The 3483-nt window shown below is 31.5% G+C and carries 3 protein-coding genes; all 3 read right to left on the minus strand.

What is annotated here, in order from left to right:
- Positions 1 to 252: 252 nt before the first annotated feature.
- Positions 253 to 948 (minus strand): superantigen-like protein SSL7, encoded by a 696-nt coding sequence (locus IDG60_RS09065; protein ID WP_000769820.1) that lies wholly within the window; start codon positions 946 to 948, stop codon positions 253 to 255.
- Positions 949 to 1393: 445 nt separating this feature from the next.
- Positions 1394 to 2098 (minus strand): superantigen-like protein SSL5, encoded by a 705-nt coding sequence (locus IDG60_RS09070; protein WP_000781345.1) that lies wholly within the window; start codon positions 2096 to 2098, stop codon positions 1394 to 1396.
- Between the two features lie 363 nt (positions 2099 to 2461).
- Positions 2462 to 3409 (minus strand): superantigen-like protein SSL4, encoded by a 948-nt coding sequence (locus IDG60_RS09075; protein ID WP_000705630.1) that lies wholly within the window; start codon positions 3407 to 3409, stop codon positions 2462 to 2464.
- Between the last annotated feature and the right edge of the window lie 74 nt (positions 3410 to 3483).

The following is a 3483-nucleotide window of genomic DNA, read 5'->3' on the forward strand; positions in this document are numbered from 1 at the left end:
GACTGACATTAACACTCGTTTAATTAAAATTAAATCATGGTTAATGAAGAACTAATTAATATTCAATGGACATCACTTTCAGAAGTAATGTGAATTTTTAGTACGCTCATACCCTGCGTTATAAAACATAAAAACAGCCTAACGACACTGTTGATTTAGATACGCCCCTTTTTGGAGGATGTACGTATTTATTCAACATTTCATCGTTAAGCTGCTTCAAATTTATTACTTTAAAGTCATTGATTGTTTAATTTAAATTTGATTAATAGTCACTGCTATATTTTGAATATCCTTACTATTCAACACATCACCCATGCGCTCGAATTGCAGTTTATCACCTAAATCAATTACTTCCTTTTTCTCGTCTTTCAAATTGATAGTGATCTTACCGTATTTAGTCGTACCTTTATATAAACCATATTTTTCAACTAATTGCTTTCTAATTTTGAAATCAAGTTCTTTCAGTGAAACTTCTTCTTTATTAATTAAAAATGAGTCAATTGATGCATCTAAATTTCCGCCATACACTTTATTAACAAATAAATGTGTATTAGTTTCAGAAGATTTGTTATTTTTCTTAGTCACACCACCAACAGTAGATAGTCTACCGTTTGGATCAATTAATTCTTTTACCACAAAGACATTCTGGCCTTCAAGGCCTTTTTTATATTTATCTTTATCTTTTCCTAATAAGAATAATTGGTGATTTTGTTTTTCTTGGTTAAAGCGTACAACGTTAGAACCGTTATAGTTTTCAACCTTACCACTAATATTACTGAATTCAAAACTTTCTGATGAGTAGTATCGATATAAGTCTTTAATATCATATAAATGTTGTACTCTCTCTTGCTTTTCTTTTGCGTGGACTGCTTGGCCTTCTGATGTAATCACACCAGTAGTTAATAAGCCTAATGCCAATGTTGCTTTAGCTAACGTTTTTAATTTCATAGTACTATTCTCCCAATCTATTTATAAATTTTGTCTTAATATATTTTTATATGATTAATTCAATTACGTAATACGAACAATCTACTATCATTATATAAGCGAGATACTGCGCTATGAATTAACCTCTTTTTAACTATTTTTGAACCAACGTTAAGTTAGTTAATGAAATCCTAACAGTATTAATTATTTTTTATAACACAATGCTAATTTTTTAACTATTCACACTTTCCCTCAATTTAATTATGTTTTCCACATTGTTTCATGTCACTAAAGCGACATCACGCATCTATAAGTATCAACTATTTCCACAAGTTTTATTGGTGTTTTTATTATTCATCGATACGCTTCATTTTCATCTCGCCAACACAAAAAAGAAGCTAAGCAACTTATGTTGCCTAACTCCTCTATACTATCCATATTTTACTATTATCCATATTTCATTGAATTATCTAATGTTGGCTTCTATTTTTTCAATATTTCTACCGTCAATGACATCACTCATGCGATTTGTTTGTAATTTTTTATTAAGTTCAAACGTATAATAGCCGCCATCTTTCATTATCACTTTTATCTTACTATCTTTAGGAAACTTTTTATACAGATCAAAATTTTGAATTAAATACTGTCTCAATTTAAAGTCGAGTTCTTTAAGTGAAATCTCTTCTTTATAAATGTAGTGTACTCTACCGTACGTAGCAATACCGTCACCTTCATCTCTCTTGATTTGAAATCTTGGTGCGTTTATATAATCATAATAAGCGTCTTGATTTTTCTTAGTGACACCACCATATGAAAACACTGTGCCATTACGGTTTTCCGCTTCTTTAACAACAAATATGTCTAATCCCGGATTTTTGCGTGCTTTAAATCTTTCTATATCTTTACCAAAAATTTGTATTCTAGTGAACTTTTGATGTTTATCAAAGATAAGGTAATGCTTGCCACCTTTGCTATAACGATAACCAGTAACATTTTTAAGTTCCTTACTTGCGCCACTATAGTAATCTCTTAAGTCAAAGATATCTTTTGTCACATTTTCATATTTTGCTTCATGTTCACTCGCATTTACAGTTTGATGCAATGACGTTATTGTTCCTGTTGCTAAAATACCTAATGCTAAACTTGCTTTCGCAATTGCTGCCATTTTCATAGTTGTATGCTCCATTCGTAATTATTAGATTTGTTCGCTTACGTCTATTGAATCATACAGCTTTATTATAATTGGCGTATTTGACCTTTCACATTAAACCATCTTTAATAATCATTGAATCATTATTAAGTAAATTAAGGAATCTATAATGTTCGTTAAATAAAACTGATTCCGTTGTGCTTCACACCCGATAGATAGGGATTTACAGATAAATTCAGGACTCTTCCACGTCATATTTGGACCCATCGAAAATTCGGGTTCTCAAATCATCGAACATAACAAAAGAAGCTAAGCAACATGTAGGCCGTTGTCACTTAACTTCTTGTTTTTCCGATGACAGCTTCTATTTAGAGAATGTCATGATTATTTTATATTCACTTCAATGTTATCAATATTAGTGCCATCTATGACATCTGCCATGCGATTTTCTTGTAATTTTTTGTGCAATTCAAACGTGTACTTTCCACCGTTTTTCATTTTAATAACAATTTTACCTGAACCAACGTTACCGTACAGATTATTTTTTTCAATAAGTTGTTTTCTCAATTTAAAATCAAGTTCTTTCAAGGAAATCTGTTCTTTAGTAATCTTGAATTCTGAAACATCATGAGAGATTGTACCTTTATTATCTTCCTTAGTAATTCTTACTCCTGCTTTGTGATCAACTTTTTTACTATTACTCTTTGTGATACCACCGACAGAATATTTTTCGAGATTGTAATTATTTTCTTCTAAAACGACAAATACATCGACATTCCTATGTACTCCTTCACCATATTTTTTATCATCTTTACCAACTAAAGCAATTTTATATATGAAATAATCTGGGACAACATTCATAAATCTTATTGTCGTCCATTTTTTTAAAATAATACCAATCTCATTTTTAAATTCTAAACTTGGTTTCGTATAATACGCTCTTAAATCTTTAAATTTAGGATTTATTTCTGTTGGTACTTGTTTTGTGGTTGGCGATTGTGGTGGTGATGTGTCTACATTAGACGAAGGTGGTGTTGTCGCGTTTGCTGCTTGTTGCGGTGCTTCCACTTTAGTTGAAGATGGTGTTGTCGCGTTTGGTTTTGATTGCGGTGCTTCTACTTTAGTTGAAGATGGTGTTGTCGCGTTTGCTGCTTGTTGCGGTGCTTCCACTTTAGTTGAAGATGGTGTTGTTGCATTTGCTACTTGTTGCGGTGTTTCCACTTTAGTTGAAGGCGGTGTTGTCGCATTTGCTGCTTGCGTTGTCGTTGTGATTACACCTGTTGTTAAAAGGCCTAGTGCTAAACTTGTTTTAGCAATTGTTGTTATTTTCATAGTTGTATGCTCCATTCGTAATTATTAGATTTGTTCGATTACATTCATTGAATCATACAGCTTTATTATAGATG

The sequence above is a fragment of the Staphylococcus sp. EG-SA-2 genome (assembly GCF_017152085.1).

Bases quoted from the DNA above. Each gene is read 5' to 3' on its own strand.
- IDG60_RS09065 (WP_000769820.1), bottom strand. From the start codon at position 948: ATGAAATTAAAAACGTTAGCTAAAGCAACATTGGCATTAGGCTTATTA.
- IDG60_RS09070 (WP_000781345.1), bottom strand. From the start codon at position 2,098: ATGAAAATGGCAGCAATTGCGAAAGCAAGTTTAGCATTAGGTATTTTA.
- IDG60_RS09075 (WP_000705630.1), bottom strand. From the start codon at position 3,409: ATGAAAATAACAACAATTGCTAAAACAAGTTTAGCACTAGGCCTTTTA.